Raw genomic sequence first — 26,554 nt, 5'->3', positions numbered from 1 at the left:
AGGCCACCGAGATCCGTCAGCCTGGAAAATCCAGCCTTGTGAGCAAGCCCGGCGCAGGCATCTTGGTCATCCGACTCATGGCCACATCTCCCCCCCTCCAGACTGAACAATCCACCGGCTTCATCCGGGTACGGGGAGCCCGGCAGCACAACCTGCAGAATGTGGACGTCGACATCCCGCGAGGAAAGCTGGTGGTGCTCACGGGCGTCAGTGGCTCAGGAAAATCCTCCCTGGCATTCGACACGCTCTATGCGGAGGGGCAGCGGCGCTACGTGCAGAGTCTTTCGGCCTACGCCCGTCAGTTCCTGGACCAGCTCGACAAGCCAGATGTGGATTTCATCGATGGCCTGTCGCCCGCCGTGGCGATTGAGCAGCGCACCGTGGCGCACAATCCGCGCTCGACCATCGCCACAGTCACGGAAATCTACGACTACCTGCGTGTGCTCTATGCTGCGGCTGGCCAGCCGCATGATCCCGTCACGGGTGAGCCGCTGCGGAAGATGACGCCGGCAGAAATTGCCGATGAAATGCTGCAACTTCCCGAGGGCACACGCGCCATTGTACTGGCGCCGGTGGTGGCCCAGGAAAAGGGCGACTTCCGCGGGCTTTTCGAGAAGCTGCAACGGCAGGGATTTGTCCGTGTGCGGCTGGATGGCGTGATCCACGAGCTCGATGAGAAACTCAAGACCACTCGCACCGAGGCGCATGACATCGAGGTAGTGCTCGACCGTCTCGTGCTGCGTGAAGGCGTACGTGGTCGGCTCATGGAGGCACTCGAATCCGCCTTGAAGTGGAATCCGCGCGAGGTGCGGTTTCTTACCGGAGATGGCGATCCATCTGACCTTCGCGTCTTCACCACGGCGTATGCGAATCCCCAGACCGGCACGGTGCTGGAAGATTTCACGCCGAAGCATTTCTCCTTCAACACGCATCTCGGCGCCTGTCCCACCTGCGAAGGCGTGGGCACGGTGATGGCGGCAGATCCGAAGCTAATCGTTCCAGACGAGTCCAAGTCCATCAAGGATGGTGCCATCAAGACCTGGTGGAACAAGCAGCCCAAGCTCAAGGGCATGCTACAGCGCAGCATCGAGTCACTGGCGAAGTTTTATGAGGTCGATATCGACACGCCATTCCGTGCGCTGCCGCTGAAGTTCAAGGACGCACTCTTCCACGGCACGGGCAAGGTGGCGGTGCCCACAGGCTGGAAAATCGATGCCAACAAGAAGAGTGTAGCCAAGCCCTTTGAGGGGTTGCTGGATCAAGTGGAGCGCATGCACAACACCGTGAAAGGTGAGTCACTGCGCGCCCAGCTCACGAGATTGATGAATCCCCTGCCCTGCAAGACGTGCGGAGGGAAGAGACTGAAGCCCGAGGTGCTGGGCGTAACCCTGGAATCCACTGACAAGGTGAATGTCTATGAGTTCACCAGGATGGCAGTGCGGGATGTCATCCCGTGGATGCAGGGACTGGTGCTCACAGAGTTGCAAAAGAAGTACTGCACCGAGTTGCAGCGGGAGATTTTGAAGCGTCTTGCCTTCCTGGATGAGGTGGGGTTGGGATACCTCACGCTGGATCGCGAGAGCGGCACCCTCTCCGGTGGAGAGGCCCAGCGCATCCGCCTCGCCAGTCAGATAGGCGCAGGTCTTGCGGGTGTGCTCTATGTGCTGGATGAACCGAGCATCGGCCTGCACCCGGTGGACAATGAACGCCTGATCGGCACACTGAAGCGTTTGCGGGATCTCGGAAACTCCGTGCTCGTGGTGGAGCATGACGAGGACACGATTCGCGAAGCAGACTGGCTCATCGAACTCGGCCCGGGCGCTGGACCGCACGGCGGACGTATCGTGGCCCAAGGGCCGGCTACCGACCTGATGCAGCAGCGTGAGTCCCTCACGGGTTCGTGGCTGGATGGTCGCAGCGGCATCCCTGTACCAAAGGTCCGACGCAGTGCGGGTTTGATAGGAAATGGGACACCACAAGGCACCCATGGCGGCGACGACCTCACCCTCGAATCGGGGGAGTCCGCACCTGCAGCGAAACGCTCACGCTTCCAGCGCGCTGTGACCGTCTCCGGCAGTCCCCTCACCATTCACGGCGCCTCTGAGCACAACTTGCGCAATGTCACCGTCTCCTTCCCTGCAGGCTGCTTCATTTGCGTGACGGGTCCCTCTGGCAGCGGCAAGTCTTCGCTGGTGGATACTATCCTGCGCCGCGCACTTATGCGCCACTTCTATGGCGCCAAGGACGAGCCGGGGAAACATGAGCGTATCAGCGGCTTGGATTCCATCGACAAGGTGGTGGTGATTGATCAGGAGCCCATCGGTCGCAGCCCGCGCTCCAATCCCGCCACGTACGTGGGTGCCTTCACGCCCATCAGGGAATTGTTTGCGCAGCTCCCCGCTTCCAAGGTGCGTGGCTACCAGCCAAACCGTTTCAGCTTCAATGTCGCCGGTGGACGTTGCGAGAAGTGCGGCGGCGATGGCTTGCTGACGATCGACATGCATTTCCTCAGCGATGTGCAGGTGACCTGCGACCAGTGCCGAGGACGCCGCTACAACTTGGAGACACTTGAAGTTACATGGAAGGGGCGGAACATCTCTGATGTGCTCGACATGACGGTGGCGGAGGCGACGCGCTTCTTTGAGCGGCATCCGGCCATCTTTCCCAAGCTGCATGCGCTGGAGCAAGTGGGGCTTGGTTATGTGAAGCTCGGCCAAAGTGGTGCTGCACTCTCGGGAGGTGAAGCTCAGCGCGTGAAGCTCGCCGCGGAACTCGCGAAGAAGGCCACGGGCCACACCTTGTATCTGCTTGATGAGCCGACCACGGGTCTGCATTTCGCCGATATCCAAACGCTGCTCACCGTGCTCATGCGTCTGCGGGATGCCGGCAACACCCTGGTGGTGATCGAGCACAACCTCGATGTGATCAAATGTGCCGACTGGATCATCGATCTAGGTCCGACAGGTGGCAGTGGAGGCGGCGAAATCGTCGCTGTGGGAACGCCTGAGCAGGTTGCGGCGAATGAGCGCAGCGCGACCGGTCGCTTCCTGGCAAAAGTGCTAGGGTAGAGTTCTGGAAGTCGGGTCTCCTGACCGGACAGGGGATGGAAGGTTTCCCAACCCGCCAGCGAACCTGACACTTTCGCCCTCACGCTCCGCGATCAAATCGCGACATCTGCGTCGTATCTCATAGGAGATGCGTGACTATTTCTCCCAGTGTGTCTTGGTGTTGCTCTTGCTGTGTGCAGTTGGCTGCACTACCAGCCGGAGCAAACTTCCGCCGAACGCCGTTTCATCAGATCAGGGTGATGGGGCGCTGCAGCATCCCGCAGATTTTCCCCTCGAATCCAACCTCATGCTTAAGCTTGCCGATGTGGAACGCGTGGAGGCTACCTATGAACCGTCTCCCAGCCCGCAGGCACGCGTGACGATTTCCGGCACGCTCAATGATGGTGCGACGCGCATTCACGACATCCGGCAACAACGTGTCCCTGGCGGTGTGACACTGTCTGTCATTACAGCACGGCCGAAGGATGCGGTGGCTACGCTGGCGATCATTCCCTTCGAGCGCGTGGTGACCGTGGATCTGCAAGGACAACCGCCGGGAGTCTTTTCCATTTCGGCGAATGCTGTGAGCGCGACGGTGGTGGTACCGTGAAGGGTAGTAGGTGTGTTCCTCTGTATTGGACTCAACGCAGAGACACAGAAAGGCAGAACTTCAAAGACGGACACTGAGGACAGGGATCTGCCCTCAGGCTATCAACCCTCTTAGATCCCCTCCAGCACTCCAGTGCTGTCACCAATGCGCTCTGCCTTCACCCCCATACGGTCGAGCATGGCGAGATAGAGATTGGTCATCGGAGTCTTTTCGCCGAGCTGGATGTGGTGTCCGGGATTAAGCGTGCCATTGCCACGACCGGCGAGAATCACCGGCAGGCGATCATGGTCATGGGCATTGCCATCGCTGATGCCACCGCCGTACACAATCATGCTGCTGTCCAGAAGAGACTTGCCACCTTCCTGCGCCTCCTTCATGCGCTGCAGGAAGTAGGCAAACTGTGTCATATAGAACTGGTCGATTTTCGCGATCTTCGCCAGCTTCTCAGGATTGTTCTGATGGTGTGAGATGTTGTGATGCGAATCCGGTACGCCGATTTCCGGGAAGGAACGGTTGCTGCCATCATGCGCCAGCAGGAAGGTCGCCACGCGGGTGCTGTCCGTCTGGAAGGCGAGCAGCAGAAGGTCAAACATGAGGCGGATGTGTTCCTGAGCGGACTGCGGGATACCCGTGGGAACGTGCACCCCCGCAGGCATGTCGATCTTCATGCGCTCAGCCTTTTCAATGCGCGTCTCGATATCACGCACGGAAGCGAAGTATTCATCGAGCTTGCGGTTGTCCGAGTTGGAAATGCGGCGCTGCAGGCTCTTGGCATCGGCCATCACGAAATCGAGCACGCTCTTCTGGTAGCGGCGGCGCTTCTCTGCCTCTGCGGGAGAACCGGTGGCCGAGCCCATGCCGAACATGCGCTCAAACACAAGGCGCGGATCCATTTCCGGAGCCATGGGCATGGTCTCAGTCTTCCATGACAAGTTGAACTGATACGCACAGCTATAGCCAGAGTCGCAGCGACCGGAGGTGCGTTCACCGTCCGTGCTGAGCTCCATGGAAGCCAGGCGGGTCTTGTCCCCCAAGGCGGTGGCTGCGATCTGGTCCACGCTCTGGCCGATGCGGATGTCCGAGCCAGCCGTCTTCTTGGCCTGGCAGCCGGTCAGGAAGGTCGCGGTCGCGCGGGCGTGGTCCCCTGCCCCGTCGCCGTTGGATTCGGCCTTGTCGTGGGCGAGGTTGGAGAAAATATTGAATTCGCCCTTCAGGTTTGCGAGCGGCTGGAGTGTCGGAGAGAGCTCATAGCCAGCACCCGTGCCCTTGGGGACCCACTGGTGCATGTTCACCCCGTTCGGAATGTAGAGGAAAGCCATCCTCGTGGGAGTCGTCACGGCCTTTTCTGCGGCAAAGGCACGAAAGCCCACCGATTCCAGCATGGGCAGGGCCATGAAGGTACCGGCACTGCGCAGGAACGAGCGACGAGAAACGGAAGAGGATGATGACATGAGAACTGGGATGATTTTGGGGGTTATTTCATAAACGTCGCCAAACCATCTGGTCTATCGCTGGGCATCAAAGATACCTACGTGAGTGTGAGCAGCTTGCGTCGCCATGGAAAAGGAACCAGAAACTTTTCTTTCCGCAAGAATCATGCCGCTTTTTGGATGTACCATTTCGTTTGCAAAACGTCCCGGACAGAGTCCGTTCTTTGCCTCCTGAAACTGCCGGGTGGTCCGGCACAGATTACGAACCTATCCACAAATGATCCGCACTCTGCTTACCGCCGCCTGTTCCCTGGTGCTTGCCGCCGGTCTTCACGCTGAAGACGCGAAGGAAGTGACCCTGAAGCCTGACAACGCGAACCCGCTCGCTTATGACGCGGCTTCGAAGACCTTCACCGTCAAGGCAGGTCAGAAGGTAAAAATCACCCTCGAGAACAAGGCCACCATTCCCCAGCCGCACAACCTGCTCATCTGCAAGCCCGGCTCCCTGCAGAAGGTTGGCGCCGCTGCGAACGCAATGCTTACGGACCCGCAGGCCCTCGCGAAGGATTACATCCCCGAGTCCCCGGAAGTGCTTCACCACACCAAGCTGGTACAGCCCGGCCAGACGGCCGTGCTTGAGTTCACCGCTCCTGCGGAAGCTGGTGACTATGTGTATCTCTGCACCTTCCCCGGCCACTGGATGCTCATGAATGGCACCATGAAGGTGGAGAAATAAGTCCACGGACTTCCACTGATTGAATCTCCCGAGGAGATGGGCTCCCGCCATGTGCTGCCCATCTCCTTTCTTTTTTTGCAGAATCCTGATGCAGAAGAGGTGATTTTTCTGTGAGATCCTCGGCCCGGAGCGTTTTCTCACGGCAAACTTGTCTACGCATCCATTCCCTTTCTCATACATACATCCATCCCCATTCATGAAAGCACTCCTCATCGCCGCCTTCCTCGGTCTTGCCGCAGCCACCACCCTACGTGCGGAAGACGCCAAGCTCGTTGTGGGCCAGTTCACCTTCGCTCTGCCCGCTCCATGGAAGCAGGCTGAGAACACTGGCATGATGACCAAGGCCATCGTGAACTATCAAGTCGAGGGCGGCAGCAAGCTCGAAGCGAAGTACTATGACTTCGGCGGCCCCAGCGGTGGCGTTGAGGCAAACATCAAACGCTGGATCGGTCAGTTCGAAGGAACTCCTGAAGTGAAGCGTGAAGATCTGGAAAAGAATGGCACCAAGATCGCCCTGCTTACCGCCACCGGCACCTTCCTCGATGGTGCTCCGATGTCCCCCCAGAAGACTCCGCGCCCCGGCTACACCATGCTCGGCGCGGTGCTGGAAGGTTCGGACTCCTCCTGCTTCATCAAGCTCACCGGTCCCAAGGATGATGTGGCCAAGATGCAGGAGGCCTTCAAGAAGATGGCGCTCAGCCCCTTTGAAGCAAAATAAGCTGAGCCGCAGCAAGAACTCTGTCTGATATCACGAAGCGCGGGCTGTCACGGCCCGCGCTTTTTTTGGAGCGACACCAAGCCCTTCCACACCCTCTCTCATGGAGTCGGAATGAAAATGTGCCAAAATCCACCACCGGGCATCTCTCGAGGCGAGAGCTGGTGACATTTCCGTTTCATATCGGCCGCTGACGGGTCTCCTTTCACGTTGTCGTTTCCGCACTGACTGCGGTCACGCAAACACTTCCGCGACGTCCGTTTTTTCGAAGCATTCTACTGCGGTGGTTGCGAGACGTCTTTCATTCCGGAAGAATGCTGCTCGCTGTTGGCATCACTGAAACCGAAGCGCTCGCCTACCGCCACGACTGCTCTTCCTGTTTTTCTCCGTATACATGTCAGCCATCACATCTGGACGGCATCACTCACGTTGTGGGTCGGACATTGAGGTTTAGAAGGCAATTTAGCCCAGAGAGTGCCTCGATCGGATCATCGGCAAAGAGGCACCGTTTGTTTTTCATCTACACTGCAATCGTGTAGAGCAATAACATTGTCTCCATCCAGAGGTGTTCACGCGAACCAAAAGTCGGGACGGCATTGGGAGCCCGTTCGTGCAAATCTTCGCTGTCATGGGTGCGGCAGCGCTCCAAGGACGCTCAGGGGGTTTTTCTAGCGGCTTACATCCAATCGTTCGGGCTTGCCTCCGTTGGACGCTGGCAAGTGAACAACCAGTGACGATTACGTGATTTGCGGGTCCAGGAGTTGAACCCATAACTCACTGACCCCCATGACACTACATCGTTTTTTTGCAATCTCATTTATTACAGTATTCCAATCCGCCAGCTTCGCCCAACCGTATGTTTCCAACGGCTCTGGTCACTGGATCGATGACGCCGCTTCCATCTGGATTCCTACAGGCACCTCCCCCCTTACCGGTACCAATGGGAGCGACAGCGTGACTATTGGAGCTGGTCATACGATCACCTATAGTGGGAAGGGAACCGGTGTGGGCAATACCAATGCCTCCGGTGGCGCGACCACCGACTTCGGGGTGGACAATGGTAACACCATCACCGTCGACGGGGGCATCCTTGCCCACACCGTGGGCGGAGCCTGGGTACGTATCGGCAACCATGGTCAGGGTACGTTGGACATCAAGAGTGGCTTTGTCTATCTTCCAGCTGGCGAAATCCAAGTGGGGGCGAAGAACAATGCTCAGGGAACCATCCGCATCGGTGACGGTACGGGAGCCGCCGGTTCCGCAGTACTGAATCTCCGAGACCAGTTGAGCGGAGCGGCAAGCGGGCGGGCCACTTCTCTGAATTTGGGAACCCAGGACGGTACATGGTCACCCGGCAGTGCGGGATTCATCACCATCGAATCCGATGGTATTCTGGAAGGCGCCAACTCCCTCACCGTCTACAACGCCACGACCAATCAGTGGACGATCACCCAGAGCATCACCCGTATCGGCCGGTATGCCTCTCCGACCGAAAGTGTGTTTCTCATCAAGGCCGGCGGGCAGTTCAATGCCCGCGGAAACGTGGAGGTGGCCGCCAGCAACGCCAACAACGGAGTCACAACCAAGGGACTGCTGCACCTGGACGGTGTGGGGGCCAGGATGACCCAGTACTATGGTGAACTGAACATCGCCTACAACGGGGAAGGCCGCATGATCGTGGAGAACTCTGCTGAATACATTCACGTGACCAACGCAGTGGATCCTGTGAGTGGACTGACTCCTCCGAGGAACAACACCTTCATCGGCAGGGGTGCCAATGCCATTGGAACCTTGACCATCCGCACGGACGGCAAATTCATCCGCGATACCGGTGGCAACGTGGGCGATCTTTACATTGGCAACGACGGCAGAGGCACCGTGACCATCGAAAGTGGCGGCGAATTCATCAACCGCTCCACCAATTGGGATTGGATTGGCAACAATGCAGGAAGCAACGGTGCCGTCTATGTGAATCAAGGTGGCAAGTATTACACCACCGCCAACAGCTCGATGCAGGTGGGCGTGAATGCGGCAAACGCAACCAAAGGAGCAGCCACGGGCTTGATTCAAGTGGACGGCGGCGAGCTCGTCATGGCTGGCGGCACGCTGTATCTAGGGCAGAACGGGAACGGCACTTTCCGGCTCATCTCAGGCTACGCGGAAGTGGGAGCATTCAACCTCGCTCGTGGCGCTGGCACTGCCACCGTCGATATTCAAGGGGGGGAAATGCTCATCAAAGGCAACCTCTTCGCTGGTGGGGATACCGGAGCGGACTTCGGTACCAACACGTCTGCAGGCACCGCCACCATCACGCAGAGCGGCGGTAAGGTCACGGCGACCAACGCGATGTCCATCGGCTTGAATGCAGGCCACACCGCCACCTACACCTTGACCGGTGGAGAGCTCTACCACCTGAACAGTGACATGACGATCGGTGAAAAAGGCACGGGCAGCATGTACATCGGCTCGACTGCCAGGGTTTATGATCAATCGACGGATCCCCAAGCCTTCTTTTTCGTAGGGCGGCAGAACGACTCCAACGGCACCGTGATTGTCGATGGCTACCTTGAAAAGACCAGCGCCGCAGCTGGCATTCGCGTTGGCCATGGAAATGATAGCGCTGGCCAGGAAAACAATACCACGGGTCGTGGTTTGATCGGTGGCACCGGAACTATCAAAGCCGAGGGCGGCGTGTGGGTCGGCAACTATGGTACGATCACCGGAGGAACCATGTCGACCGTTGGCCAGTTGACCATCGAGGGCAATGTGAACCTCATCTCGACTTCCGGAGCCGCATCGCAAAGCACGCTCTTCGTCAACTTCGACAGCTCGACTGCACTCAAGGCGGACCGCCTTACGATCACCGGCGACCTCAATATCGACGGTGCTGTGATCAATGGCACGTGGGCGCAGGGCAGTGAGACGGGGCTAGGCAGCCGCTACTGGGTGGTCGTCAGTGAGAATGGCTTTGGGCTAAATGACTTCCTCAACATGGTCTACGAGTCCAACAACGATCTGGCTTCCCAGTACCTTCTCATGGGCGCCAACGGCTTCGTCACCATCGACGGCATGGAGTTTGCGATGTTCTATGGCGCAGACTTTGACACCGGCACTTTATTTGGTGGCAACGACCTCATGCTTTCCGCCATGGGTGCTGCGGTGCCGGAACCTTCGATGGCCATGCTTTCCCTTGTTGGACTAGCAAGCGCGATGCTGCGCCGTCGCAGAAAAGCGGTGCGGAAGTGATACCGTGCTCGTCAAAAAGCATGCTGAACTTTGGCTCGCAGCTGACATCATGCTGGCTGCGAGCAGGTGCGTGAGGCATTCAACGCATATCGATCTGGGGGTGGCAGGGGCGAGTCGCCGTTCTCGCAACTCCAATACTGCACGGTGGCCGGCCTTCCGCCTTGCGAGCAAACGTGGAACGATTAAAGCCTGGCGACTTCGTCGCAACAGGGCGTGCAGCAGGCTGCACTGAGGAAAGCAGCAGCAGTGCTGCGCACAGTCCAGGGCCTTCAGCATCTCTACCAAAACAACCGGCAGCTGCAGGAGCAGATTCGGGAAAGCGCTATCAGAAGCTCTGCGGTTGGATTTATCCAAAGTGCTCTAACAACCTGCCGATCCTTGCGGCGTGCACCGCCACCTCGCACCGCAAAGCTGAATGCACCTGAAGGTGTGTACAGCCGATGTGCTAAAAGCGAGTCTTTGCCCAAGAAAAACAAGTGCAGGGTCAAAGCATCCCATGCTCCCATCAAGTTAGTAAAGTCGGCACAAATGTGTCTGAGGATCGATCACCACGGATCGGTAATCCGAAGGCAGTGAAGCAGGGATGCGACCGGAGGTCTCACGTACCAAGGTGAGTACGGCCGGTGCCTGACTGGGCAACGTGGTCGTTCCATCACCGTTGATGAAATAGCTGACATACGGTGCGCCGCCTCCAGCGTTTGAATTGTCATTGTCATGAATCGCCTTGCCATGAAGCGTGTTGTAGGTGGGGCTCGGCATGAGGAGCACATCATCCGGTAGGCGCTGCATTTCTGCATCCAAGCTCGTGGTTGGTCGCCCTTCCGCATCCCAGCCTGTGACCACAGCAACTTGGTACCCGCGACACGCGACCTCCCCCGGTGGCATGAGCGGATCCATCAGATAGAAACGCACCTCCACCGGACGATTTTCCTTTCGTGCCATAAGTGTGGCATGATTGAGATCAGCGGACAGCTGGCGAGCCGCAGCCGAGAGCCGCTGACTGGCAAGCGCGCCGGGCACGGTGAGAGCCGCCATGGTAATCAACATGCCGACGAGCGTGATCACGACAAGAATCTCCACGAGGGTGAAGGCTCCGTGTCTGCGTGATGTCCATTTGCTACATTTCATTTTCTGATATCCATTTGGAGCCACGCAACGCCACCATGGTGCTGAGCACCTTGTGGTGCAGACGCAGCGCACTCAATCCTTGTTGCACCAGCTCAAGGTCGACCTTGAGCTTGTCGTGTTCTTTGAACCGGTCTCGCAGAACCCCTCGCACCGCCTCTGCTGCCCCCTGCTCTCCCTTTCGGGAAACAAGCGCTTCGAAGCTGCGCTCCTCGGCAACGACGATGGTAACACTGACCATTGGCGGGAGTTGGTGACGGCGCGATTTGTTGGCTTCGTTCAAGCCATTCCACTGGAAGTCCCTGCTATCGTAGCGGTACTGCGGATCAGGCAAGAGCGAGGTAGTGGCCCCTTGGGCATGCGTGGCATATGGTGTTAGCACCAATGCCAGGATGTTATCCGCGAGCGGCTTGGAAGCGGTGGCGAGATCATCCTGGTACCACCGCAACGCCTGACTCCGATTGGAAAGCCGATTCAACCCCAGTCTCGTAGCGTCACCATACAGCAGGCTGTCATCCGAAGGCTGTGTGTATTGCATCAACCTGAAACGCTTGCGTTCAGGATTCAGCACTGTGGCCTGCCCGGCCCTCAGGAAATCAGGACGCTCAGTGAGGTCACTTCCATACTGGATGTAGAAGCCGCAGCAATTCACGAGGTCATGCAACCGGCTCTTTGCCTGATTCCTGGTCTTCCCCAAGGGAGCCTGGAAAAACACCACCTGCCCTGCCTCAGCGTCCCTTCGCAACAGATCAGATGCCGGCCCCAGAATGAAGTGATGATCGGAAGTGCGATCATATCCAATGATGGCAGATGCATCCGTCGTGGAACGGCGATAAGCCCACACCGCGTCCATGGTTGCCTGCGACAGAGTGTTGCTGATGGCATCGAGTGCACGACGGGCTTCCTGAAACTCCGTGGCATGCGCGCTGGCATTGGTCACGGTATCTTGCGTCCGTGTCATCATGTCCGCGAGGATGGTCAGCATCAGCGCGAGCACGGAGACGGACACCAGCACCTCGATCAAAGTGAAGCCGTGAGGCGAAGGCGTTCTTTTCACAGCTCAGAGGAATGGAGAGGGCCCATCAGGGGTCCAGTCTGGTCCAGAAGCGCGATCCACACGCTGTGCTCGTGGTAGTGTCCGGAGCCATCTGCAAAGGCCCGCTGGGGATCATTGGGCCGGTCGCTTACTCGTACCCGCACGCGACGCAGGTAGGGATTGTCGCTGGCATCTCCGTGCAAGGTGGGAGGACCGTCGATATGAATCTGCACCACATAGTCGCACTCGACGCTGGAGGCATCTTCCATCTCGGTGCCTGTCTGGTCAAAATAGAGCAGCCTATCCTTGAGCAATACATTGCCGGTGCCCCCGGCCGAGTCCTTCTCCATCCAGATGCCGGATTGGTACCGGTCCAGTACGGATTGGAGGATGCGGGCCTCGGCTTGTTTGCTGCTGGACTCGCGCAAGGTATCCAGGCCGAATGGCAGGAGCGAGATCAGTGTGAGTAGTGCCGTGGTGGCGATGCCCAGAGAGAGGGCGACTTCGGGCAGTGAGAACGCCCGGGTAGTGATGGAGGGGGGGTGTTTTTGCATGAGAAGCAAGCTCAGGGGGAGAAGACTTTGCGTTCGATGATGCGGAATCTGTAGTAGCGATCCCAGCTTTGGGTGTCACTGGGTCCATTGTTGCCCAGGGCAGCAAGCTCCGGATCCTGCGGATCCAGATAACGCTCGAGTGTTGCGGAGCCGCGATGTTCCGAAAGGACTTCATCTTTGTCCTCGAACCAGTGCGCCGCATCCGTACTGCGCGCCTTTCTCAAGGTTTGCACACGGAAGTGGACCGTGAAGGTATTCGACTTGGTCGTCAGCCTTGGATAGAGCTGGTTATAGGGAGCTTCGCGGCTGTTGTCCCCGGTTGGTTCAAAGGCATCTGGAGCGTTCATGTCTCCATTCCACCACGTCACCATGTCGTTGTAGTTGGCAGGAGGCGGGTTGGCGTCAGGGTTGTAGCTGGCACCGCTGCGCCGTTGGGGAACAAGGAAGATTTCGCAGATCTCCGAGGGAGACCGAAAGACATCACCTGAGGTGAATCTCCCGGAAAGCCCCTTGAGCGTCTCGCTGCGGTTCACGTGGTAGTGCAACTCGTACTTGTGCAAGGTGCCTTCCTTGTAGTTGTTCCCGCCCACGTTGTCATAACCGGCAGAATTGGTGCCTCCGACCGAGTTAGGGCTGATGGCGCTGAGCATTACGGGCTTCAGGGCGGCATGCATGCCCGTGCTGCGTTCAATGTGACGGAACGGCATCAACTGGTAGTTCATGTTGATCTTGCCAGCCGTGGCAAAGGACTCGCTGATGGCATACGGTTCGACCACCGGCATCCAGAAGAGGTCGAGCCAGAGGTGATCACGTGGACCTTTGAATCCTTCATGATCGTCCTCGTCTGGCTGTGCGTTGGCAGGAGTAGTACGTGAGGGAGGAATGGGTGAGAACAACAGGGTCTGCCAGGGTTTGTGCACATCCGCAGGCAGGTTGCTGAAGATGCCTGAGGGCAGTGAGCCGAATGCAATGGCCGAGGCGATCTGGCGATTGGGACTGAAGGTCACACCATCCTCCACCGTGAATGAGTGCCGGCTGAAGTAGCCAAGGCTGCCATCATCCGCCTGGTTGTTTGTGATGATGTTGTTCTCATCCGCCTTGTTGATGTACGGACCGTCTTCGATGCGTCCCGTGCCATTGTCGAAATCGCCAGGGCGATTCTTGGTATTGAACGCTCCATCCTGTCCGCGACCTACGGCAGGAGTGGAGTCACGTGCATACCAGATGCCCCGGACCAATGTGCCTGCGGTATTCACCGTGGCGGCCCGGTTCTGGCTGCGAGATACTCCTAGAGGACCACCAGCTCCATCACCAGGACCAAACTGCCCGGCGACCATCTGATTTCCCTGCCGGAGAAAATGCAGGCGCTCCACATTGGAATCCGTGTAGCTGGGATGAGTGGTGAACCACGAGGTGGGCACATCACTCATGGCGGAAAGAAGGCGAAGATCTCCTCGAGAGGGGCCATTCACATCCACTTCCACGCTACGTGTGATGTCCCCTTGTTGGATCAAGGACTTCACGAACTCTCCGGCATTCACTTGCATGCGCTTGGCCAGAGTATTGTATTCCTCGCTTACCATCTTCGGCACCTTCAGCGTCGTTGGTGGGAAAGTCAGATGCAGTGTCTGCACAAGCTCCGCGCTGGCCGCGTCCGAGAAGCCGGTCAGCACCTCAATGGCGATGGTGCCACCGCTGAAGGTGAAATCGGACGCTGTCGGATTCACGGGGATGAGCGCACTGTAGAAGGGGAAGGCGTTGTCTTCGTTCCCTCTTGCCAACTGGCGAGCGGACGTCGTCTGGTCCGAGGCACTGGAACTGAGATTCGCCTTTTTGAATTGAGCCGCGAATCCGGAAAAGGCGGTGCTGCCTCCGGAGTCCAGATAACCGGCAGCCGTGTTGCACCGGATCATATCCACGTCAGGGAATGAGACGGGAACCCCATTGACGGTGAATCCATTCAAACCAGAAATACGATAGCGCACATTTGCCGTGGCCGCCGGAGCTCCGGTGGTGGGAATGTATGGCTCCAGAGCAATGAACGCCTGCATGCGGGTCGTTGCTCCCGTGGCGTTGTTCTTGCTCGTTGCCATGAACACGATCGCGGCCTCCGTGATGGAGGGAAATCTCCCGAAGCCCTTCGTGCCATTGCCGGGAATGAGAGGCACTGCGGAGGATTCCGCGGTCCTGACTCCCGTGCGCGGTGGTGTGTAAGTGTACGAAGGCGCAAGACCGGTACTGTAGCTATTCACAGACCACCGGATGAAGTCCACCATCTCAGTGAGGATCTGATTGCGCCTTGGCACCGTGTATTTCGCGGCAAAGTTCCCACCGAAGCCGGGGATGTTATGCGCCGAAGCCGCTTGACCGTTGTTGCCGCCAGTAAGCGGGATCAGGTGGCTCTCATAAAGTTCGCGATTGCGCTTCAGCGCAGCGTTGCCGGCGCCGCCCTGCAGGTCCAGATCGCCTCTGGTGCTCTGTGCGGAACCAGCATCAGTCAAGCTCTTGAAGTTTCGCAGGCGGGAGAAGTACCATGCCTTGCCTCCACCCGTGCCGACGAACGCCAACAGCTTGTCCTTGGCATTGCGCTCCGCGCTGTCCGCCGAGATGGGCCAAAGCATCACTCGCGGTTGATTGAAAAGGTTCAACTCAGGTGCACGACTATGCGGAGTGAGAAAGAAGCGCGCAGCCGCGATGTCCTGACGGCTCAACATCGGATCCTGCTCCTTGCGATTCCGGTCGAACACGAGTTCGTCGAGCGTGGTATAGAGCCGATCGTCCTTGTCCATCAGGACGGCAGCGGAGGGTGCGATGGTGCCTCCCTTACTGCCACCCCACGGCGTGCGCGGGCTGAACTGGTGGTAACGCTTCAATACGGCCGCCAGCTCATTGTCGCTCATGAAAGGCTCCACGATCAGGGAGGAACCGAAGGCCTGAAAGACCGGGCTCAATGATGTTTGCGCAGGGTGCCCTGGGTAACGTGAGTATTCGTTCTGCGCGGGCTGTCGACGGGCAAACTTCACCGTGGTGGCCGTGTAGGCGCGAGGCACATCCCATGCCGTTCCTTCCGTCGCGGTGTTTACATTGATTTTCGTGCTCTCATCGTCAGTCCAGAATGCGACACGCCCTACGATGGGATTCGTTGCCGAAGGAATGGAGGACGGTGCTGTCGCATCGTCAAATGCCAGACCTGTCTCAGCGTTTCCACCTTTGGGAGCTGCGAGCTGACCATCGGCAAGGACGTAGAGCCACTTCACGGGCATGGGCAGACGCGCAGTCACGTCATCGGGACCTGAAGGTGCTACCGTACCCGGCACCGCCTTGTCATCGAACTGGAAACCATCCACGGCCCGTCCGTTGTCGCGAGCGAACCTGGCACGAGGATCGCTGATGGGAAACACCGCCTGCACCTTGTCGGAGCCTTCCACAAGAGCCACGGCCGGTTCATTGATGTCCACGTACATTCCCGGAGTCTTCTGCCAGTCCGGCACGCCTTGAACATCGGCATCGAGGGCGGTTTTCACCTCATTGATGTTCATACCATTCGCCGTGGCGCTCGCATTGGATCTCATGACCACCATGGTCTCGTCTGAATACAACTTATATAGGGCGACGGTTTTGGAGCGTGTTCCTGTGTTCTGCGGATCCGGCTCCGTCCCGAACACCCGAATCAATCCGGGCTGCGAGGCCCACGTCTGCTCCAGGCCATTCTGTTCCGTGGCACGACGGATCTGCCCGATGACTAAATTTACAGGCAGCTCAGAGAGGTTGCGTGCCTGGGCAACGTTCGAAAAGGCCGAGGCCGCACGGTGTTCCGTGCGGGCACTGGCAAGGAATGCCAGTATCAGCAGAGATACCATGGTGATGGCCACCAGCACCATGATCAGGGCAATTCCCTGGGACGAACGAATATTGTGAAACGAAGTGAATTGCGGAGGGGGATTCTTCATTGATACCATCCCACGAATGCAGAATCCCGCTGCGACCTGGCAGTGGGACTTGTGTTTTTGGGGGGACTCAAAGTCAGGCAAGCCGACCTCATCGCAAACATCCCTTGGTGAACCATTTGTGCGTTGACAGAGAGAGGGTTACTTCTCATGTCGTGTGCAAGCATCGCGCAAAATAAATGATGCTCTGGAACAATAGATCCGGGGTATCAAATGATGACACGTTCTGCGGATCAAAGTGAGCTTCGAGAAAATCAACTCCGTTGGTTTCAGGAACAGACCAGCCCGTCAGTTACTTCAAGTTGACGTCTCGAGGCTTGAACAGATGTTGTCTTCGGTTTCGTGCTTTTGTATGAATCTATCCGCGATGCACCAACAGGCCCGCCCAACATCATGAAGCGACGCCCCTTCCTTGAACGCTTTGCCTCCCGAAAACTCTTGCGCAATGTTGTGCTCGGGGTTGCCTGGTATCCCAACGAGCGCACCTGGGCGGAGGTGAAGGCATTTGCACAGGATCCCGACCGGTTTGAAGATAGCCACGTCGAGTGGGAAGCGATGGCCTCCGAAAGTGTCGCTAGTTTCGGCAAGCAAGGGATTCAATTCGTCAAAGTTCCCATGGAACCTGACGTATTCAGGCAATGGTTGAAGGACCACGGTGAGGAAAACAACGCCAGTTCCCGGGCTGCTTACGCCAGCGAGAAAGCCAAGGAGCACACGTGAGCCTGGCGAGGAGGATGGAACGGCTTCACTTCGGATTCTCCACGAACGATGCTGCTACCTTTTCAAAGATAGGCTTCGCGATCCCTTCGTCAGACTGGAGGCTCCAGCACGAGATCTGGCAGAGTGCCCCTGGCGTTTCGACGAAAGTCAGATGGTATACTACCTCGCTGTCTTCCAAATTTCCGGAGACTCGATACCGGATCGCTGGATAGCTTCCCAAGGCGAGTGATTCCGGGTCGCTGCGAACACCATTCTTGGTACCGCTGGTGATGCGTTCTGTCGAAATTGCCGCGTAGTCGGCCAGCGGTCTCTGCACGAGATCCTTTCCGAGCGCGATCACCATGACATGCCGCGCCGGGAATCTACTCCTCGCCTCAAGGCAGGTCACTCCATCCGGGGCGGTGTTTCCGTTCCACGCCCCAGGCACCGAAATGGAATATCGCCCATCCTTGGAAGTCAGCACCTGGTCCAGGTCAGACTGTTTTATTGCCTTGGTAATGCCTACGGCGAAGCCGAGCAGCATCGTTCCCAAAAGCGCAAGTCCCAGGAACCCCAGGATCGATGCTGTCACGATCCATCCCGTGGTTTTTCTGGTGAAAGACTTGACCAGGGCCACGACGAAGAAAACACCACCTCCACCTACCAGCAGCACCAGGAGAATCGCGCCGATCATACGACCAACGAAGTATCCATCTTGAAAGGCCTGTGACTGGTCCATGCATGCTGGGTATCAAAACCCGCTCGGAAGCGCAACCGAAAGATCCCTGTGCATATGCAAGAAGGATCACCCCACAGGTTGACGCCAGGGCCATACCGCCCATCATTTCCCGCTTGTCCTCCCCCGCTTCCCCATTTGGTTATTTTCGCGTCAAGATGGTGCGCAGCTTTGACGAGCTTGTGACGACCGCGTTCAACTCAGGCATCAACGCACTGTGCTGGCAGCGTGAACTCGCAGGGGACTTTGGCGAGATCGTGAAGAAACTGGGCGTCACGGACGGCATTGTCAGTGTTGAGGATGAAGAACTGCTGGCACTGGACCTGAGCGAGGCTGGAAATGCCGCGCGTGACATCCTCATAGCAGACCAGGAACTCCTGCGCTCCTGGGAGCTTTCTCCCAATCTCGACTGCGTGCACACCGGTCTCCGGGAGATGGATGGCGAGCCGGTGCCCACGGATGTGTATTCCTTTCATGCCGACAGCGCCACCACGATGGCGGACACCTACCTTTGCACCTACTACGGAGCGACCTCCGAGGGACTGCGCAATGAAGAGGCGGTGCGCCGTGTAGATGTGCCGGAGACCCGCACCACGCTTCTGGAGCGCTTCGGCGGTGAGGATGACGAGGCCTTCCGGGAGTACCTGCAGGACAACTGCTATGACCTGCACTATGCCCCTCTCCCGGGTGCACAGCCGTACACCTTCGGCATTGGGAATCTCTGGCGCATAGCCATCCAGTATCCGGGCTGTCCTGTGCCGCCCTGCATCCACCGGGCGCCAACCACGGAACCGGGGCAGATGCCGAGGTTGCTTCTAATCAGCTGAAGGGCCTCTGTCCTTTACTCCATGTGAACAAAAATGCTGTGGCTGCCTCTAACACCGCAGCCATGAACCGAACCGCTTTTCTCAAGACTCTTGCCGGCGGGGCTGTCGCGTTGCCCACTGTCGCCCTGGCGAATCCTACTGCGGAGACTGCCATTTACGATCTCCTCGATGCAGTACTGGGCGCCCAGTTCAGCCATGACTTCCAACAGCTCTCCAGCCTGATGCATCCTGCCTCGCTACGGATGTTTCGCAAGCACCTCTCTGCTTGCTACGATCGGTTGCTCCACGACTTCTCAAAAGAGCAGATCGCGGCGGTATCTGGTCTTGCCTTGCACCCCAAGGACCTCACCGCGCCTGATGCGGAAATTTTTGCATCCGCCTGCTACCACGCGATCGCACGTCACCCGGATTTTGTCGGTGATCCGCAACTCCTTCCCTTAAGAATACACGGCAGTATTTTTGACGACGACCGCTTTGCTCACGTGCTGTATTCCTACAAGGGTTCTATCCACACCGAGCGGACCGACTATCAATACGTCGCGCCGAACCTTCTCTCGGTGAAACGGGACAAGGACCAATGGCAGGTCTATAGCTGCATTCTCGCTGGCTCCGTCACCCAATGCTGGCGGCGCGATCTTGCCAAGGACTCGCGCGATGATTGGGATGCGCAGGATACGCCCTGAAGATTCAGTCAGCTGGAGCGCCCAGTGGAGTAACGATGTTAACGTTCCCGTGCCAGGAAGCGAAACTCCGCCTCCTAATTCCCGCGCATTTTCGCGATCCTGATACGAATATCATTGAGGTGTCGAACCGGGCCAGCCATGCTGGCCCGCTATGATCAGTACCGAGGCCCAGAATATCCAATTGGTGCGGGACTACCTCGCTGCCGTCGAGAGCAACGCCACGGGAGACGCCCTGGCCCGCTTCTATACTACTGACGCCCTACAGATAGAACTTCCGAACCGGCTCAATCCGAGCGGAGGACACAGTGACGTTCCCAATCTCCTGAAGCGGGCCGAGCAAGTGCCGGTCATTCTTCAAAGCCAGGAATACGAAATCCACTCCATCGTCTCGCAAGGCGATCGCGTTGCCGTGGAGGCCACCTGGACGGCCGTGCTGGCAGTCCCAATTGCATCCCTGCCAGCAGGTGGCACCATGATGGCACACTTCGCCATCTTCTTTGAACTGCGTGACGGCAAGATACACCGGCAGAGAAACTACGATTGCTTTGAGCCTTGGTAGGTGACTGGCGTGTGCAGATGGCACCTAGGAGAAAAATCTGTCGCGAGAATTGTGCTCGACATCCATGAGACTCTGGATTCGATCACTGGGAAGCAATCATGCACATCGGCAAATCTTACAGGATTTCGGAATTCATCGCCTGGACCAAGCGGGACATCTACCTTCTCGTCGTCATGGGAGTCGTGCCCGTGGTGCTCTATCAGATGGCGGACTTGAAGTGGCTGGGCATTCCCTGGACGGTGGTCGCGCTCCTCGGCACGGCCACGGCGTTCATTGTTGGTTTCAAGAACTCGCAAACCTACAGTCGCATTTGGGAGGCTCGCCAAGTTTGGGGAGATATCCTGAGCAGCAGCAGGGCTTGGGGAGTCACGAGCCGGGACTATCTGAAGAGCGCAGAGAAAGCCAAGGAACTCATCTACCGCCATCTCGCCTGGCTGGCGGCGATGCGCTATCAGATGCGAGAGCCCAGGCCTTGGGAATCGTCGCACAAGACGAACAACATCAGGTACTCCAGGTTGTACTGCATCCCTGAAAAGGAAACCACCTTGGAGGCCGAGCTGGCGAAGTATCTATCTTGTGAAGAGTTAAAAGAGGTTCTCCTGGCGCAAAACAAGGCGACTTATCTCATGAGCACACAGGGCAAGGCGCTCAAAGAACTTTTCGCCAAAGAAGAGATGGTGGTATCCCAGTTCATCGACATGGAAAAGGTCCTCCGGGATTTCTTCCTGCTGCAGGGTCGAAGCGAACGTATCAAGGACTTCCCCTACCCGCGGCAATTCGCCACCATCAATCGCATTTTCGTGAAGTTGTTCTGCCTGCTGCTGCCGTTCGGTCTCTTGAGGGAATTCGACAAGCTCAACGAGAGCCTCACTGGGATCATGAAAGGAAACATGGTCTGGCTGGTGGTTCCCTTCAGTGTGTTGCTCTCCTGGATATACACCTCACTGGAACAGGTGGGCGACAGCACCGAGTGCCCTTTTGAAGGAAGTCCGAATGACGTGCCCATTTCACAGATGTGCCGCACCGCAGAAATCGATTTGCGCGAGATGCTCGGAGAAACAGAACTGCCACCACCACTTGAGCCCAAGAACAGCATTGTTCTATAGCAGCAATGTTTCAGCATCTTCCGTTGGTGGAATCTTGGTGACGTAGAAATTTTCAAGGGGGGGAAACCAAGTCGCTGAGCTTCAAGTACCCGATGACTTCCCTACAACCACACCCCATCACCATGCAGCGGCACATCTGGTGCGAAACAAAGAAGGGGCTCATGCATGGTCGTGTCGAGGGGGCTCCGGAGAAAGCTGTACCTAAGTGGCAGCGACTGTTCGGACTTCACCGTCAGGGTTGCTTCACCCAATTTGATGCAGTCGATGCCACCACGGCACTCGAGGCTTTCGATTGTTTCCTCGCATCTCCAAAGACTTTCTCCGTCGAGAGTGCCGAAAGCATGGTGATCGACTATTATGCGAGCAGGTGGTTCGCAGACGTCACTCTCGACATTTGGTTTTCGGATTCGGACTTGTCGGTGGCAACAGTCACGAAACAGGTGGCGCGAGAAATACTGCTGAAAGTGTTTTCTGACACCACGGACGCAGAGCTGGTTGCTTTCATTCGCCAACATGCGACTTCACTTGGTTGAGGAGCGCAACAAGGCCCTTGCTCCCAAGGCTGAGGTGTGCCCGCGCGAAAGCGGTTACGGCGCAACCTTCTCGATTATCCGTACCTCAAAAAAGACTCTCCGACAGAGGTATACGAGGGCTCCCATCAAGATTACTGGGGAGATGGTGCGCGGTGCAGGGTTCGAACCTGCGACCCCGTGCGTGTGAAGCACGTGCTCTACCACTGAGCTAACCGCGCCTTTGCGCTTGGCGTTCAAGGCGGAGAGCTATGTAACGCGGTTGGTAGAATGTGCCAGCAGAAAGTGTCGGAAAAATGCAGAATCCCAGTGGACTGGGCCGATTTATGGGGCCGACGCGAAAAAGGCCAGTCCGGCACGCGCACGAACTGGCCTCTCCGAAAGTTGGGTAGCGTCGGCTACTTCTTATTGCACTTCTCGCACACCTTGCCTGCCTTCTCGGCATCGACGCAGCAGGGATGTTGGCATTTCTCGCCTTTCTTGGCGGCCTTGTCGCAGCAGCTTCCTTCCTTGTACTTGGATTCCGCAAGCGAGAAGGAGGTCATCATGGCAGCGGCGGTGAGCACGGTAAGCAGAGCTTTCATGGGATGGAGTCAGGTTGTGGTAGTGATTTCGCCACAGGTCGGCCACCTACGGAGATGACCTCCTGTACGTTCGATGATGTTAGGTCGGAAGGATGAATACTGTCGAGAACAATTTATTCCATCTTGCACAGCGATTTAGCTGCCCTGCGCCGTACCGGCGTTCTGAGCCTTCTTTTTCTTTCCTTGTCCCCCGCCGCCACCGGCCTTGCCAGGTTCGGGCTGGCCTGGCTTGCGACCGCCGTAGAACCAGGGCTCCTCCTTTTCTGGAACCTTCAACTCGGTGCGGAGGCGTTGCACCTCAGCCTTCAAGTCGGCAGTCACCTTTTCATAGTCAGGGTTCCCGTAGAAGCTCTGCAGTTCATGCGGGTCTTTTTCACGGTCGTAGAGCTCCCAGTAGTCCACATCCGGCGCGTAGTAGTGCACCAGCTTGTAGCGGTCCGTCACCACTCCGTAGTGGGGCCGCACGTGATGGGGCTGGGGGTACTCATAGTAGTGATAGTAGAAACTCTTCCGCCAATCGGACGGCGTATTGCCGGAGAGAATGGGCACGAGACTCTTCCCCTGCATGTCTGCCGGAATGGGCAGGCCCGCCGCCTCCAGAAACGTCTCAGCGAAGTCCACGGTGGAGACAATGTCCTTGTTCTCACTGCCCGCTTTCACCTTTCCGGGCCAGCGAACGAGTAGCGGTGTCCGAAGTGACTCCTCGAAGATCCAACGCTTGTCGAACCAGCCATGCTCTCCGAGGTAGAAGCCTTGATCGGCCGCATACACTACAATGGTATTTTCTGAGAGGCCCTCCTCATCCAGGTATTTCAGCACGCGCCCCATGCCGTCGTCCACCGCCTTCACACAGGCGAGGTAGTCATGCATGTAGCGCTGGTAGCGCCAACGGATGAGATCCTTGCCCTGTGGGTTCTGCTTCTGGAATTCTTCGTTAAGCGGTGCGTAGTAGGCGTCCCAAGCGGCCTTCTGCTCGGCATTGAGCTGCGGCGGCGCGGTGAGCTTGGCATCCTTGGGCGTGAATGTTTTCTCGATAGTCATGTCCTGGTCCCTCACGGCTTGACCACGATTCTCATAGTCATCGAAAAGCGTTTCCGGCTCAGCGAAAGGCTTCCCCTTGTTCCATCCGAGATGTCTGATGGGTGGATCCCACTCGCGATGCGGAGCCTTGTGCTGGCACATCATGAGGAAGGGCTTGGTCTTGTCGCGATTCTTCAGCCAATCCAGCGTGAGGTCCGTGATGATGTCGGTGACATACCCCTCGTGTTTCACTGGCTTGCCATTGTCGATCATCGGTGGGTTGTAGTAGACGCCCTGGCCGGGAAGGATGTGCCAGTAGTCAAAGCCGACCGGGTCCGTCATGAGGTGCCACTTGCCCACAATGGCCGTCTGGTAGCCGGCTCCATGCAGGTCACGCACGAAAGTGGGTTGGGTATTGTCGAAACGCGAGTTGCTGTTGTTCAGGAAGCCGTTGATGTGGTTGTACTTCCCCGTGAGCACCACCGCGCGGCTGGGGCCACAGATGGAATTGGGCACCATGCAGCGGTTAAAAAGCATGCCCTCCTTGGCGATGCGATCGATATTGGGCGTCTCGACAAGCTGACGTGGGTCCTTGTAGGCACTGATGGCCTGGTAGGCGTGATCGTCCGAAAAGATGAACAGAATGTTCGGCTGTTTGGGCTTGGCTTCAGCGGCAGCCACAGGTCGTGGCGATACCGCAGGCAAGCCAGCGGCAAGCACGAGGGCAAGGATGGGAAGACGTGCAAAGGTCATGACAGGCGGAAACGCCCGAATGACCCTGTCCTATCTGGAAAATGTGACCTTGGAGCGGGTTCTGCGACTACAGCGGGCCCGCCTTCCCTGCGCTACTCTGCTGAGCCTTCAGCAAGTCACGGATTTCCGCAAGCAATTTGACGTCTTCCGCAGGGGCTGCAGGCGCCGGCTCCTCGGCTTTCTTTCTGGCGAGCTTGTTGATGAACTTCACCAGCATGAACACGCAGAAGGCGATGATGGCAAAGTTGATCAGGATGGTGATGAAACTACCGTAGGCGAATACTGGACCGAATTTTTTTGCATCAGCCAGGGACAGGGGGGCGCCGGCCTTCTCCGCAGCCTCCACCGCCTTGTGCACCTCGGCGCTCAACCCGACATACAGGTTCGTGAAGTCGGCCTTCCAGATCGCGCCGATCACCGGCATGATGAGGTCCTCCACGATCGAGGACACGATCTTCCCAAACGCAGCGCCAATAATCACACCGACCGCGAGGTCGACTACATTCCCCTTGAGGGCAAAGGTCTTGAATTCATTCAGCAGGTTTTTCATGAGTCCGTCCTTGGTTGAGGTTTAGCCAGGCACAGCACCTTGAATGATGTGAGCACACAGAATGCCTAATCAGCCGTCATCCTGCACGAGAATTGCTCCCGGCGTCAAGTGTGCAGGATTGGTTTCCACCACCATCTTTCGAGCCCGACGCAAGGATTTCACCTGAAGCGCACCGCGCAGACGGTGAAAGCCCTCTTCCAGCAAAGCCGGACTCATCGTCTCCCGTGATGCGTGCTTGAAGGCAGATTGGGACGGTGCATGCCAGGCCAGCTTGCCCACGTTTTCATCGACCAGTTCAGACTCGGCCTTGCCCACCAGTTGTGATACACCTACGAAGGCGCATAGCTCCACGGCACGCCCCGAGGCGCAGCGTCCCACCCGCTCGACACCAAGAATGCTCTCCGTGGCGCTGGGCACCAGCACGCAGTCCACTCCCCTGCCCCTCAGGGCGACCGAGATCTCCGGCACCTCGATGTCCAGGCAGATGACCACGGCAAACTTCACCCCGTGAAGCGTCCAGACGTAGAGCGCCTCGCCCCCTTCAAAAACTCTCTCCCACGGAGTCAGGCAGAGCTTGTCTTGATGCAGTTCCTTCTCACCACAGAGAATGGGCGCACGATTTCGCAGAGTCCCAGCCGATGTCTTAAATGGGACCGTGCCCATCACCACCGCCCTGTCTTTGCGCGCGACTTGCGTTTTGAGTTCCGGCCAGATATCACCCCAGAAGAGATCCGCCACACCGCCGAGTTTGTCTTCACCGGTGACAAAGCGTTCCAAGCCCATCCAGGAATACTCCGGCAGCACTGCGACATCAGCTCCTTTGTTCCAGCTCTCCAGCACCCGCTCCTTCAGCAAGTCCGCAAAAGCCTGGGGTGAGGATGCCGCAACGCCCACGTCACAGGTCCAGAGGTCAATGTTCAGCGTGTCCATTTCTTGAGCCAGAAAGTAAGTGTCTTGGGAGATTCAGCCTCTTCGCCGATCTCTTTCCATACGAAGGTCGCCTGCATGCCGGGTCGCTTCGCGTAGCCTTGGGCCTGCCAGAAGGAATCCAGCGGACGATAGCCCTCGGGTCGGCGGGGATCCGCAGGATCGCGATCCACGGCACAGAAGCTGGTCCATCGCGAGCCGAGCCGGGCAGCGTGAGCTTCGCGCCGGCGGAAGAATTCCTTCCCCACCCCCTGGCCACGCAACTCCGGCAGCAAAATGGATTCCCCGAAGTAGCAGACTTCATCAACATGGAAGCCGTGTTTGAGAAAGGGCTCCTGGAATTCAGGCCCCTCGTTTTTCAGGGGGATGCAGGTGGTGGCACCCACGACTTCACCGCTGGTATTGGTCACCAACACCACAAGGCTGTCCGGCGCCCCGGAGTATGTGCGCAAATAATCGCGTTCGTATTCCAGCGAACCATCATAGAGATACGGATACTCGCGGAACACGGCAATGCGCAGCTGTCCGAGCTGATCCAGCCACGGTTCTAGCGCAGGTCCCTGAAGTTCATGATAGGTCAATCCATCTGGCATGCGGACAGAGTGAGCGGGAGCAGGAGCGAAGCAACAGGGTTCTTCAATCCAGCTTCCTGCACAGGTGGATTGAATCATAGACCAACCCCTCCCGCAAATCACCTTGCGCCCCCCTCCCCAAGGCACAGAATGCTTCCATGGAAAACCGTCGCCTCGTACTGCCGGAGCATCTCAATCACTACGGCTTTCTGTTCGGTGGACATCTCCTGCAGTGGGTGGATGAGATTGCCTGGATCGCCGCCAGCCACGAGCACCCCGGTTGCCGCCTCGTGACCGTGGCGATGGATGAGGTCATCTTCCGCAAGAGCGTGCACAGCGGCACCGTGCTGCGATTCGATGCCACCAAGTCACGCACGGGCACCACTTCCGTGAGCTATCTCGTGCAGGTGTACGCGGAGTCGCTGCAAACCGGCACGGCGGAGCTGGTCTTCAGCACTACCGTGACGCAGGTGCGAGTGGATGAGAGTGGTAGAAAAGTCGCGCTCTAGAAGGGTGGTGGGCAGAGTATTCAGTAAGTCAGTAAACAGATCTGAACACTGAT

At 57.7% G+C, this 26,554-nt stretch carries 23 protein-coding genes and 1 tRNA gene; 12 read left to right on the top strand and 12 right to left on the bottom strand.

The features are described from left to right. Positions 1–77: 77 nt before the first annotated feature. Together uvrA and DES53_RS08440 are read left to right on the top strand one after the other, a co-directional pair. On the top strand, positions 78–3,068 hold the full coding sequence (gene uvrA, locus DES53_RS08445; RefSeq protein ID WP_113958138.1) for an excinuclease ABC subunit UvrA: 2,991 nt from the start codon (positions 78–80) through the stop codon (positions 3,066–3,068). A gap of 286 nt (positions 3,069–3,354) precedes the next feature. After that, entirely contained in the window at positions 3,355–3,657 is a 303-nt protein-coding gene (locus DES53_RS08440) for a hypothetical protein (RefSeq protein ID WP_147263281.1), read from the top strand. 110 nt (positions 3,658–3,767) lie between these two features. Here DES53_RS08440 and DES53_RS08435 read toward each other — a convergent pair whose 3' ends face one another. After that, positions 3,768–5,108, bottom strand: coding sequence for a DUF1552 domain-containing protein (locus tag DES53_RS08435; protein ID WP_113957786.1), 1,341 nt, complete (start codon positions 5,106–5,108; stop codon positions 3,768–3,770). A gap of 256 nt (positions 5,109–5,364) precedes the next feature. On the opposite strand from DES53_RS08435, the gene DES53_RS08430 reads away from it, so the two are divergent. From DES53_RS08430 to DES53_RS08420, 3 genes are all read left to right on the top strand, one after another. Beyond that, entirely contained in the window at positions 5,365–5,823 is a 459-nt protein-coding gene (locus tag DES53_RS08430) for a plastocyanin/azurin family copper-binding protein (protein WP_113957785.1), read from the top strand. 196 nt (positions 5,824–6,019) lie between these two features. Next, positions 6,020–6,541: a hypothetical protein gene (locus DES53_RS08425; protein ID WP_113957784.1), complete on the top strand. Its 522-nt coding sequence runs from the start codon at positions 6,020–6,022 to the stop codon at positions 6,539–6,541. A 783-nt stretch (positions 6,542–7,324) separates the two neighbouring features. Further along, positions 7,325–9,784 carry a beta strand repeat-containing protein gene (locus tag DES53_RS08420; protein WP_113957783.1) on the top strand — a complete coding sequence of 820 codons (2,460 nt, stop codon included), beginning with the start codon at positions 7,325–7,327 and terminating at the stop codon, positions 9,782–9,784. A gap of 510 nt (positions 9,785–10,294) precedes the next feature. On the opposite strand, the gene vccD is transcribed toward DES53_RS08420, so the two are convergent. From vccD to vccA, 4 genes are read right to left on the bottom strand one after another with little or no spacing between them, the layout of a single operon-like run. Beyond that, a complete protein-coding gene (gene vccD / locus DES53_RS08415) occupies positions 10,295–10,912 on the bottom strand; it encodes a Verru_Chthon cassette protein D (protein WP_113957782.1) in 618 nt (205 codons plus the stop codon). Beyond that, entirely contained in the window at positions 10,902–11,966 is a 1,065-nt protein-coding gene (vccC, locus tag DES53_RS08410) for a Verru_Chthon cassette protein C (protein ID WP_113957781.1), read from the bottom strand. The genes vccD and vccC overlap by 11 nt, the downstream gene beginning before the upstream one ends. Beyond that, positions 11,963–12,499: a Verru_Chthon cassette protein B gene (gene vccB, locus DES53_RS08405; RefSeq protein ID WP_113957780.1), complete on the bottom strand. Its 537-nt coding sequence runs from the start codon at positions 12,497–12,499 to the stop codon at positions 11,963–11,965. The genes vccC and vccB overlap by 4 nt, the downstream gene beginning before the upstream one ends. Before the next feature lie 11 nt (positions 12,500–12,510). Next, positions 12,511–16,449 carry a Verru_Chthon cassette protein A gene (gene vccA / locus DES53_RS08400; protein WP_113957779.1) on the bottom strand — a complete coding sequence of 1,313 codons (3,939 nt, stop codon included), beginning with the start codon at positions 16,447–16,449 and terminating at the stop codon, positions 12,511–12,513. Positions 16,450–16,839: 390 nt separating this feature from the next. On the opposite strand from vccA, the gene DES53_RS08395 reads away from it, so the two are divergent. Next, the gene (locus tag DES53_RS08395) at positions 16,840–17,166 is read left to right on the top strand and encodes a hypothetical protein (protein ID WP_113957778.1); all 327 of its coding nucleotides are present in this window, start codon (positions 16,840–16,842) and stop codon (positions 17,164–17,166) included. A 25-nt stretch (positions 17,167–17,191) separates the two neighbouring features. Here the strand turns inward: DES53_RS08395 and DES53_RS08390 are convergent, their stop codons facing one another. Further along, positions 17,192–17,884, bottom strand: coding sequence for a hypothetical protein (locus tag DES53_RS08390; RefSeq protein WP_147263280.1), 693 nt, complete (start codon positions 17,882–17,884; stop codon positions 17,192–17,194). Positions 17,885–17,997: 113 nt separating this feature from the next. Here DES53_RS08390 and DES53_RS08385 point away from each other — a divergent pair, with 113 nt between their 5' ends. From DES53_RS08385 to DES53_RS08365, 5 genes are all read left to right on the top strand, one after another. Then, on the top strand, positions 17,998–18,708 hold the full coding sequence (locus tag DES53_RS08385) for a hypothetical protein (protein WP_245958121.1): 711 nt from the start codon (positions 17,998–18,000) through the stop codon (positions 18,706–18,708). A 62-nt stretch (positions 18,709–18,770) separates the two neighbouring features. Then, a complete protein-coding gene (locus DES53_RS08380) occupies positions 18,771–19,391 on the top strand; it encodes a hypothetical protein (RefSeq protein ID WP_113957776.1) in 621 nt (206 codons plus the stop codon). Positions 19,392–19,542: 151 nt separating this feature from the next. Continuing rightward, positions 19,543–19,950 carry a nuclear transport factor 2 family protein gene (locus tag DES53_RS08375; protein ID WP_113957775.1) on the top strand — a complete coding sequence of 136 codons (408 nt, stop codon included), beginning with the start codon at positions 19,543–19,545 and terminating at the stop codon, positions 19,948–19,950. Positions 19,951–20,048: 98 nt separating this feature from the next. After that, positions 20,049–21,056 (top strand): bestrophin family protein, encoded by a 1,008-nt coding sequence (locus DES53_RS08370; RefSeq protein WP_113957774.1) that lies wholly within the window; start codon positions 20,049–20,051, stop codon positions 21,054–21,056. Between the two features lie 122 nt (positions 21,057–21,178). Continuing rightward, entirely contained in the window at positions 21,179–21,589 is a 411-nt protein-coding gene (locus DES53_RS08365) for a hypothetical protein (protein ID WP_113957773.1), read from the top strand. Positions 21,590–21,732: 143 nt separating this feature from the next. On the opposite strand, the gene DES53_RS08360 is transcribed toward DES53_RS08365, so the two are convergent. From DES53_RS08360 to DES53_RS08335, 6 genes are all read right to left on the bottom strand, one after another. Beyond that, positions 21,733–21,807 (bottom strand) — tRNA-Val (locus tag DES53_RS08360). A gap of 177 nt (positions 21,808–21,984) precedes the next feature. Next, the gene (locus DES53_RS08355; RefSeq protein WP_113957772.1) at positions 21,985–22,170 is read right to left on the bottom strand and encodes a hypothetical protein; all 186 of its coding nucleotides are present in this window, start codon (positions 22,168–22,170) and stop codon (positions 21,985–21,987) included. Positions 22,171–22,305: 135 nt separating this feature from the next. After that, positions 22,306–23,943 carry a sulfatase family protein gene (locus DES53_RS08350; protein WP_113957771.1) on the bottom strand — a complete coding sequence of 546 codons (1,638 nt, stop codon included), beginning with the start codon at positions 23,941–23,943 and terminating at the stop codon, positions 22,306–22,308. A 67-nt stretch (positions 23,944–24,010) separates the two neighbouring features. Further along, on the bottom strand, positions 24,011–24,493 hold the full coding sequence (gene mscL / locus DES53_RS08345; RefSeq protein WP_113957770.1) for a large conductance mechanosensitive channel protein MscL: 483 nt from the start codon (positions 24,491–24,493) through the stop codon (positions 24,011–24,013). 69 nt (positions 24,494–24,562) lie between these two features. Next, positions 24,563–25,423, bottom strand: a complete 861-nt coding sequence (locus tag DES53_RS08340) for a nitrilase-related carbon-nitrogen hydrolase (protein WP_113957769.1) — start codon at positions 25,421–25,423, stop codon at positions 24,563–24,565. Continuing rightward, a complete protein-coding gene (locus tag DES53_RS08335; protein ID WP_113957768.1) occupies positions 25,411–26,013 on the bottom strand; it encodes a GNAT family N-acetyltransferase in 603 nt (200 codons plus the stop codon). Before DES53_RS08335 ends, DES53_RS08340 begins: the two co-directional genes overlap by 13 nt. Positions 26,014–26,150: 137 nt before the next feature. On the opposite strand from DES53_RS08335, the gene DES53_RS08330 reads away from it, so the two are divergent. Then, complete coding sequence (locus DES53_RS08330) at positions 26,151–26,501, top strand: acyl-CoA thioesterase (RefSeq protein WP_113957767.1); 351 nt, start codon at positions 26,151–26,153, stop codon at positions 26,499–26,501. Positions 26,502–26,554 lie beyond the last annotated feature (53 nt).

The sequence above is a fragment of the Roseimicrobium gellanilyticum genome, assembly GCF_003315205.1.
GTDB classification, from domain to species: Bacteria; Verrucomicrobiota; Verrucomicrobiia; order Verrucomicrobiales; family Verrucomicrobiaceae; genus Roseimicrobium; species Roseimicrobium gellanilyticum.
Note: the sequence above shows the minus strand (reverse complement) of the source record. Positions and strands in the feature narration are given on the sequence as shown.

Coding starts and splice junctions, on each gene's coding strand:
- uvrA (WP_113958138.1), top strand. CDS start 78: ATGGCCACATCTCCCCCCCTCCAGACTGAACAATCCACCGGCTTCATC.
- DES53_RS08440 (WP_147263281.1), top strand. CDS start 3,355: ATGCTTAAGCTTGCCGATGTGGAACGCGTGGAGGCTACCTATGAACCG.
- DES53_RS08435 (WP_113957786.1), bottom strand. CDS start 5,108: ATGTCATCATCCTCTTCCGTTTCTCGTCGCTCGTTCCTGCGCAGTGCC.
- DES53_RS08430 (WP_113957785.1), top strand. CDS start 5,365: ATGATCCGCACTCTGCTTACCGCCGCCTGTTCCCTGGTGCTTGCCGCC.
- DES53_RS08425 (WP_113957784.1), top strand. CDS start 6,020: ATGAAAGCACTCCTCATCGCCGCCTTCCTCGGTCTTGCCGCAGCCACC.
- DES53_RS08420 (WP_113957783.1), top strand. CDS start 7,325: ATGACACTACATCGTTTTTTTGCAATCTCATTTATTACAGTATTCCAA.
- vccD (WP_113957782.1), bottom strand. CDS start 10,912: ATGAAATGTAGCAAATGGACATCACGCAGACACGGAGCCTTCACCCTC.
- vccB (WP_113957780.1), bottom strand. CDS start 12,499: ATGCAAAAACACCCCCCCTCCATCACTACCCGGGCGTTCTCACTGCCC.
- vccA (WP_113957779.1), bottom strand. CDS start 16,449: ATGAAGAATCCCCCTCCGCAATTCACTTCGTTTCACAATATTCGTTCG.
- DES53_RS08395 (WP_113957778.1), top strand. CDS start 16,840: ATGAAGCGACGCCCCTTCCTTGAACGCTTTGCCTCCCGAAAACTCTTG.
- DES53_RS08390 (WP_147263280.1), bottom strand. CDS start 17,884: ATGGACCAGTCACAGGCCTTTCAAGATGGATACTTCGTTGGTCGTATG.
- DES53_RS08380 (WP_113957776.1), top strand. CDS start 18,771: ATGAACCGAACCGCTTTTCTCAAGACTCTTGCCGGCGGGGCTGTCGCG.
- DES53_RS08375 (WP_113957775.1), top strand. CDS start 19,543: ATGATCAGTACCGAGGCCCAGAATATCCAATTGGTGCGGGACTACCTC.
- DES53_RS08370 (WP_113957774.1), top strand. CDS start 20,049: ATGCACATCGGCAAATCTTACAGGATTTCGGAATTCATCGCCTGGACC.
- DES53_RS08365 (WP_113957773.1), top strand. CDS start 21,179: ATGCAGCGGCACATCTGGTGCGAAACAAAGAAGGGGCTCATGCATGGT.
- DES53_RS08355 (WP_113957772.1), bottom strand. CDS start 22,170: ATGAAAGCTCTGCTTACCGTGCTCACCGCCGCTGCCATGATGACCTCC.
- DES53_RS08350 (WP_113957771.1), bottom strand. CDS start 23,943: ATGACCTTTGCACGTCTTCCCATCCTTGCCCTCGTGCTTGCCGCTGGC.
- mscL (WP_113957770.1), bottom strand. CDS start 24,493: ATGAAAAACCTGCTGAATGAATTCAAGACCTTTGCCCTCAAGGGGAAT.
- DES53_RS08340 (WP_113957769.1), bottom strand. CDS start 25,423: ATGGACACGCTGAACATTGACCTCTGGACCTGTGACGTGGGCGTTGCG.
- DES53_RS08335 (WP_113957768.1), bottom strand. CDS start 26,013: ATGCCAGATGGATTGACCTATCATGAACTTCAGGGACCTGCGCTAGAA.
- DES53_RS08330 (WP_113957767.1), top strand. CDS start 26,151: ATGGAAAACCGTCGCCTCGTACTGCCGGAGCATCTCAATCACTACGGC.